The organism is Desulfosporosinus lacus DSM 15449, from assembly GCF_900129935.1.
Classification (GTDB): Bacteria; Bacillota; Desulfitobacteriia; order Desulfitobacteriales; family Desulfitobacteriaceae; genus Desulfosporosinus; species Desulfosporosinus lacus.
Genome location: NZ_FQXJ01000029.1, coordinates 40,141 through 47,971 on the forward strand (window position 1 = coordinate 40,141; position 7,831 = coordinate 47,971).

Below are 7,831 nucleotides of genomic sequence, written 5' to 3' on the forward strand. Positions count from 1 at the left end.
TTTCCTCCTCCACTATATTCTATCTTTTTATATAGCCAACTATTACCAATAAGTTTATCATAAGCTTATCCTTATCTACAAGTGAAATTTTTTACTAAAACCGTTTATCCCAAGTCTAAATTTTAAGGCCACATTCCTATGGTGAGCAATCCCGGCACCTTCAAAGACTTCCTGAAAAAGAAAGCTAGCTAAAAAACGTACTTAGACAATGATGAAAAGCGACTATTACAACTTCATAATACTATAAAACCATATAACTTAGTGCACTGCTTAATTTGGTTAGTTAAAGAGATATGGCTTTCGCATTTACTCAACTGGGTTGAGAATTAATAGACAAGGCCAAGCGCTATTGTATCAAGCAGATGAATTCCATGTTCACGACTGTTTATAAAGAACGAAACTGTATTGCCTCAGCTAAATGTTCCGGAAGAATATTTGAAGATCCACCTAGGTCAGCAATCGTGCGAGCAACCCTTAAAATCCGATCGTGAGCGCGGGCACTTAGATGTTGACTGTCGAAAACCTTTTGTAAGAGAGACTCCCCACTCGGAGTCAACTTGCCAAATTCTTTAGTTTCCTTTGCCGTCATCTCCGCATTGGTTTTTACAGACCCCAGTCGGACCCATTGTATTTGACGGACTGCCATCACTCGCTCCCTAACCACAATTGAAGACTCATTATCAATGTTATTCTTTAATTCAGTGTAATTCAGCCTTGGTACTTCAACATGCATGTCAAACCTATCCAACAGTGGCCCGGAGAGCCTCCCGCGATAATTTTGGATTTGCATCGGTGTACACGAACACACTCGGCCTTGATCACCATAATAACCGCACGGACAGGGATTCATACTGGCTATGACACTTACTTGGGCAGGATAGGTAATACTCCCTGCCTGTCGCGTAATTGTCAACTCTCGATCTTCCAGTGGTTGCCGCAAACACTCCAAGACTTCGCGTGCAAACTCCGGAAATTCATCTAAGAATAGAACACCGTGATTTGCAAAGCTAAGCTCACCCGGGCGTAAATTCCTCCCCCCGCCTATCATTCCAACCTTGGTCACGGTATGATGAGGATTTCGAAAGGGGCGTTCTTGCACTAATGATCCGTTGCAACTTAACATACCTGAAACACTGTAAAGTTGTGTGACCTCAATGCTTTCTTGATCACTCAACAAGGGAAGTATCCCCGAATAAGCTTTTGCCAGAAGAGTTTTCCCAGACCCTGGGGGCCCTTGCAACACTACATTATGCCCGCCTGCTGCAGCAATCTCTAAAGCTCGTTTAGCCTGTTGTTGCCCATGAATATCTGACCAGTCAACCTTAGTCCCGCTTAATTCAGGTTGAGTTACTCTAGATAAAACAGCATCTTCGAAGTCACCCATCTTTGAAATTGCCTTTATAATCTGATCCAGAGAAGCTGAACTATGGGTTTCTAAATCTGCCACCAAACGAGCTTCCGCGAAATTTTCCGGTGGGACGATTAGAATAAAGGATTGGTTTTCTCGCTCTAATGAAATAGCCATCGTAAGAATCCCTGGAACTGGACGAAGTGTACCTTCCAAAGACAATTCCCCAGAAAAAACGTATCCTTCAAGTGATGATGACAAGCATTGTCCTGTTGCAGCAAGTATCCCTATCGCTATCGGCAGATCTAGACCTGATCCTTCTTTACGTAAATCTGCAGGAGCTAAGTTTACCGTGACCCTTTGTAAAGGAAACTGATAGCCCGAATTTCGTATTGCTGATCTTACTCGATCTCGTGCCTCTCTTACAGACGTGGTTGCAAGGCCAACTATGTCAAAACTTGGCAAGCCATTTGCGACGTCAACTTCCACTCGAATTAAGTGAGCTTGCAAGCCGAGGACAGTCATTCCATATACTGCAGCGAACATGCGATCCCTCCTTAAAGATAGAAAGTTCGCGTTAGTTTTATATATTCCTTCCATATTAATCAAAAATTGTTAGTTATTTAAACATTTTCTAGTTTATTAAATGAAAAAGTCCCCTCCCACATTTTAAGCAGAAGGGGACGATGAACCTTTTATAATGAGTTACTACCGCGGAAGGGAAATCCAAAAGGTCGTTCCTTTTCCCATGTCGCTTTCTACACGAACATTACCTCCATGTGCTTCCACAATTTGGCGCACAATCGCTAGTCCTAATCCCATACCCCCATCTTTTCGGGACCGTGCTTTATTCACTCTAAAGAAGCGATCAAAGATATAGGGTAAAGCTTCTTTGGGGATTCCTTCCCCTTCATCCTGAACTGCCAAAGATATCTCATTTTGCTCCTCCACCATTAATACCCTAACCGTCTTTCCACGTGGGGTATGACCCAAAGCATTGTCTAAAAGATTAATAAATACTTGTAAGAGACGATCAGGGTCTGCTAAAAGTTGCCCAGATCCCTTACAAATTTCCAGATTCACGCCCAACTCTTGCGCCCTGCCTTGAAAGCGCTGGTCAATATCTACCATAAAATTCTCCAGGTCGATAGCAACAGGTTGAATAACCTGTCCCCGTTCGAGCCAGTTAATTTCTTGTAACTCTTGCACTAAGCGGGCCAGACGTTTGGCTTCTTCCAAGACTAAGTCAATATATTCTTCGTTCTGGTCTTTTGGTATAACTTCATCTTGGATTGCCTCCAAATACCCTTGGATTAAATGCAGTGGAGTCCTAAGTTCATGTGTAACGCTGGCCAAGAACTCACGTCGAGACTTTTCAGCCCGCAAAGAAGCAGTGACATCACGCAAAACAGCTACATGCCCGCGTATCCCCTCGTTCTCTGCCATTGGAGCCATAACGATCTGCAACACTTGAATTCCTATAGTAGCCATTTCAAAATTTTCGACCTGATCTTCCCGTTGGGCCATAGTTTGAAGGATGGTTACAATTTGGATCTTGCGTTCGGTAACCTCTATGTCATTTTCTTGCCATAGGGCTTTAGCTGAGTCATTTGCGTAAAGAATTGAGCCATTGCAACTCATCATAACTACTGCATCACTGATACTTTCGACAATTCCTTGAAGCAAGTTTTTTTCTTGGGAAAGCCATGCCATATGGTTCTTTAAGCTTTCACCCATCGAATTCAAGCCCTCAGCTAGCTTTCCGATTTCATCTTTGCTGGTCACACCTTGAATGGGCAAAAAGTCGCCTTTAGCCATTCGCGTTGCTCCCCGTTGCATCAAACCAAGAGGACGAGTTACATGCTGTGCAAAAATAAGACTAATGACTGTGGCCAAAAAAACAGCAATTAAAGAAGCATAGAGGATTAAGCGACGAAAGGTCGCAATGCTCTCCTGAATTGGGATTGGAGAACTCCCCAATAACACAACTCCTCTTACAGGGTTTGTACCTACAGGGGTAGCAGCCAGCAACATTGCTTGCGCCCCTCCATTAACTGGCAAGGCCTTAATCGAAATAGTTTGACCGGACAAAACCTGTTCTAAATATCCCTCGGTAAAAAAATCAGAAGGTCGTAAATCTCTAGACCATCCGCTTATTGAGCTTCCTGATAATCCTTTAGGAAACCATTCTATACTGTTTTGTGACCCTTGCTGAGTAATCGATCCTGCCATGACCACCAGATTACCTTGTGGATCTAGCAGCACCAATTGCGCTCCAGAAGTTAATTTCAGAGATTCTAACAGGTTTAACCGTCCACTCCAGCTAGGCTCAGTGGCTAGTTGCGCCGAAATCTCAATGGCTTCAGATCGAAGGGAATTTAACTTCTGTTGCAGGTAAAAATCCCCAAAGAGCCATGTAAGTGTAAACCCTAATCCCCCTAGTACTGCAAGGATTAAAATAGTCATAGCGAACCAAAGTTTCATAGAAATCGACCATGAACGATGTGTTTTTATAACCATTTAATGTACCTGATCAGGATCAAATTTATATCCCACACCCCATACTGTAACTAACATCCCTTTGACACTGGGATGGGACAGCTTCTCTCTCAGTTTTTTGACATGAGTATCAACTGTACGGGCATCTCCATAGAAATCATATCCCCATACGGTCTCCATAAGCTGTTCACGTGAGAAAACCCGCCCTCGATTTTTCGCTAAGAAATAAAGTAAATCAAATTCTAGAGGGGTTAGATTAATAGAATCCTCGCCAATGCTAACCTTATGGCGTTCTTTGTTAATACTAAGCAGACCCACTGTTATTTCTGAAGACACAGGCTGGAGTTGACCTCTAGATCGACGCAAGAGGGCTTTAACCCTTGCAACCAATTCTTTGGTGCTGAATGGCTTGACCAGATAATCATCTGCACCCAGTTCAAGGCCCAGGACACGGTCAAACTCTTCCCCGCGAGCAGTCAGCATGATGATAGGGAGTGCAGAAATCTCCCGAACTTCACGGCAAACACGCCACCCGTCAATATCTGGCATCATAAGGTCTACAATTAATAATGAAAATTGGCCTGCTCGAAACTTTTCCAATGCGATGCGACCGTCCTCTGCCTCTTCAACAGTAAAGCCTTCTCGTTCAAGATATAACCTTACCAAACTTCTAATTTTCTCTTCATCATCAACGATTAAAATCGGATCCAATTTACAAACGCTCCTTTTGGCTACCGATTAACAATTATAATTCATTGTCTTTATATTAAAGTTTAACATCTATTCGTGAATATTGTGTGATTAAACTATGTATTTATAAAGCAGCTTTAATCCAATTCACTTCTGGTTGCTTTCCAACCCAACGAATTGCAATTACATCAAACCTTAGGCTTGGCCAGTTCAAATATCCCTGTTGCAATACATAATAAGATGCAATCGCCTGTAATCGTTGTGCCTTATGATGCGTAATGCTTTCTTCGCCCCACCCTCTATAAGCTGATCGACGGGTGCGTACCTCTATAAATACTAGTACTTCTCCATCACGGGCAATAATATCCATTTCCCCTTTGGGACATCGATAATTTCGTGCGATAATATTTAAACCGGATTCTACTGCTAAACGTACTGCTAATTCTTCGCCGGATTTACCTAGAGATTGTTTATTCTCCACAAAGATTAGACAGCTCCTTTGCCCAATTATAACCTTACAAATTTATTTAATCTTACCTACAGAAGGCTCACATACTTAAGATGTCGCTTCTCAACACCTTATTTCATGACATCCAGTCACCATGACACCTTGGCCATCCGCCGGCGGTCCCTTCTCGCCGTCCTTGGCTATAGGGACACTTGGCCATCCTTGGGCCGGCGGTCTAGCCTCGAACATCTAGTTCTAGTTCTAGTTATAGTTGCTGTGACATGATACCTTTATGGTCGTCACTCAATTAGTTGAATCCAAACCTCAGGATATATCAGATAGGTCCATTTTTATAATTGGCCTATCTGATATATCCCTTCAGCGACACGCTGTGTGGGCTTTTTCCTGCTTTACAAAAGAGATTCTCAGTTAACAACTGAGAATCTCTTTTCGACATAGTCGTAACTAAAATCATTTAACTCAAAATAAACTCTGGGCTGCCGCAATCGCCATTTGAGCAAGAGGAGTTGGGTAAAGACCGATTGCAATGGTTATTAGCATGGTAAAGACCATCGTAAACTTCATCGCTCCATGGACAGGAACATCCGGTAAGCCCTCCCCTTCGGCAAGGAACATTACCTTAATCACTGAGAGATAATAGTATACGGAAATCATACTCATGACGAACCCGATATAGGCAATCGCTACATACCCTTGATCCATCGCCGCAGAGAAGAGATAGAATTTCCCTACGAAGCCTGCAAGGGGTGGTATTCCAGCTAGAGATAACAAGGATGCTGTCATAACCACCGTTGCTAATGGGGAACGGCGCCAGAATCCAGCTAAGTCCTTGATCTCGCTACTGCCTTGCTTCTCCGCCACAAGCGTTGCTACCGCAAAGGATCCCATATTAGCGAAGACGTAAATCATCGCATAGAAGAGGACACCTTTGATCCCCGCTGTGGATTCAGCAATAATACCCACCATCAAATATCCTGCTTGGGCAATGCTGGAAAATGCTAATAATCGTTTTAGGTTCGTTTGGGGTATGGCAATCAAGTTACCCACAATCATCGTAATCGCTGCCATGACGAACAACAGGGTTTGTCCCGTTGCTGAAAAAGCTTGGCTGTTCATGGTTAAGAGGTAAACACGAATCAGCACAGCAAAAGCTGCGGCTTTCGAGGCAATCGCCAAGAACGCTGTGACAGGGGTTGGAGCACCTTCGTAGATATCCGGTGCCCAGAGGTGAAACGGCACCAAGGAAATCTTAAAGCCCAATCCAGCCAAGATGAAGACCGTCGCCAAGAGCGAGGCCGGCGTGAGGTTTCCACCCAGTGAACTCGCAATTTGGGCCAGCTCAGTCGATCCAGTTAATCCATAAATGAGACTGATTCCGTAGAGTAAGATGGCCGATGAGGTGGCACCAAGCACGAGGTACTTGATTCCAGCTTCCGAGGAACGAGCATCATCTGCCAAATAGGCCACCAGAATGTAGAAGGAAATGGTCATTAGCTCAAGACCAACATACATCGTAATCAGTTCGCCTGCTCCAGCCATAAGCATCATACCCAACGTTGCCAGTAACAGTAACGAATAGAACTCTCCGCGATGTTTCGGTAATTTCTGCACATATCCCCCTGAAGAGAGGACAACCAGCAGGGCAGCCGCCAGGAAGAGCACTTTGAAATAGACTGCGAACTGATCATGCATATAGAGTCCGTCCAAGAACGCCGCTTCCTGTCCGTAGAAAAAGTCATACAGAGTATAACTGAGAACCCCTAATAACGAGAAAACAGTGAGTGGCATCATCCCTTTTCGAGCGCCAGCTGGAATCAGGAGTCCAATGGCCAACAGAATCAAGGCCAGCGCGGCCAGCGCAATTTCAGGCGTGAGCACTGTAGCGATATTGAACATTAGAACAACCCTCCCATCTTCGCCTGACTCACCATCTCAAGTACCTTGGCCAGGCCTGAGGAGGTAACTCCGGTATCGATCATTCCCAGTAAAATATTCGGGAAAATTCCTCCCACAAAGATCACAAACCCGAATAAGACGAGCGGAACGAGTTCAGGTCCTCGAATATCGGTGAGATGATCCCATTCCGAACGGCGCGGTCCGAACAGTACGTTGGCTATCGTCCGTAAGATATAAACGGCTGTAAAGATAATCCCGGCTATACCCAGAACCGTTTGTACGGGCAACGCTTTAATGGCACCCATGAAAATGGTGAACTCTGCAATGAAATTAACCGTCCCAGGCAATCCCAGCGAGGCCATACCTGCAATCATAAAACCAATGGCCAAGCGTGGCATTTGATGAGCCAGTCCGCCCAGATCAGCAATGTTGCGAGTGTGAGTCTTCTCGTAGATAAAACCGATCATGGAGAAGAAGAGCGCTGCCATCACCCCATGCGCAAACATCATCGCCACAGCACCTGTTGCCGCTGTTGGGTTCAAGGCAGCGATGGCGATAATAACATATCCCATATGGCTGACGGAGGAATATCCGACGACATATTTCAGATCCTTTTGGGCCAGAGCGATAAAGGCCGCATAGAGTACGCTAATCACAGCGAGGGTCGCAATGTACGGTGCCCAAAAACTCGCTCCTACCGGGAGGACATAAACACCTAAACGGATTAATCCATAGCCCCCAATTTTCTTTAAGACTCCGGCGTGAATCATACTCACGGCGGTCGGCGCACCGGCATAACCGTCAGGAGACCAGGAGTGGAAGGGGAACATGGAAATGAGGGATCCAAAACCCACGATCATCAAGGCAAAGGCAACCTTTTGGAATGCCGGACTGTAGAGGTCTTGCCGAGCTGACAGCTGATCAAACAT

6 protein-coding genes are annotated in these 7,831 nt (G+C 44.8%); all 6 read right to left on the reverse strand.

What is annotated here, in order from left to right:
* Positions 1 to 385: 385 nt before the first annotated feature.
* Positions 386 to 1,894, reverse strand: a complete 1,509-nt coding sequence (locus tag BUB11_RS24065; protein WP_073032910.1) for a YifB family Mg chelatase-like AAA ATPase — start codon at positions 1,892 to 1,894, stop codon at positions 386 to 388.
* A 162-nt stretch (positions 1,895 to 2,056) separates the two neighbouring features.
* Positions 2,057 to 3,832, reverse strand: a complete 1,776-nt coding sequence (locus tag BUB11_RS24070) for an ATP-binding protein (protein ID WP_242947733.1) — start codon at positions 3,830 to 3,832, stop codon at positions 2,057 to 2,059.
* A gap of 36 nt (positions 3,833 to 3,868) precedes the next feature.
* Entirely contained in the window at positions 3,869 to 4,558 is a 690-nt protein-coding gene (locus tag BUB11_RS24075) for a response regulator transcription factor (RefSeq protein WP_073032911.1), read from the reverse strand.
* Between the two features lie 103 nt (positions 4,559 to 4,661).
* Positions 4,662 to 5,018 (reverse strand): YraN family protein, encoded by a 357-nt coding sequence (locus BUB11_RS24080; protein ID WP_073032913.1) that lies wholly within the window; start codon positions 5,016 to 5,018, stop codon positions 4,662 to 4,664.
* A gap of 447 nt (positions 5,019 to 5,465) precedes the next feature.
* The gene (locus BUB11_RS24085) at positions 5,466 to 6,902 is read right to left on the reverse strand and encodes an NADH-quinone oxidoreductase subunit N (protein WP_073032915.1); all 1,437 of its coding nucleotides are present in this window, start codon (positions 6,900 to 6,902) and stop codon (positions 5,466 to 5,468) included.
* Positions 6,902 to 7,831 (reverse strand): complex I subunit 4 family protein (locus tag BUB11_RS24090; RefSeq protein ID WP_143187664.1); only part of this gene is annotated, 930 nt, incomplete at its 5' end. The genes BUB11_RS24090 and BUB11_RS24085, both read right to left, overlap by 1 nt.

Excerpts from the sequence above, each read along its gene's own strand:
- BUB11_RS24065 (WP_073032910.1), bottom strand. The coding sequence starts at position 1,894 with ATGTTCGCTGCAGTATATGGAATGACTGTCCTCGGCTTGCAAGCTCAC.
- BUB11_RS24070 (WP_242947733.1), bottom strand. The coding sequence starts at position 3,832 with ATGAAACTTTGGTTCGCTATGACTATTTTAATCCTTGCAGTACTAGGG.
- BUB11_RS24085 (WP_073032915.1), bottom strand. The coding sequence starts at position 6,902 with ATGTTCAATATCGCTACAGTGCTCACGCCTGAAATTGCGCTGGCCGCG.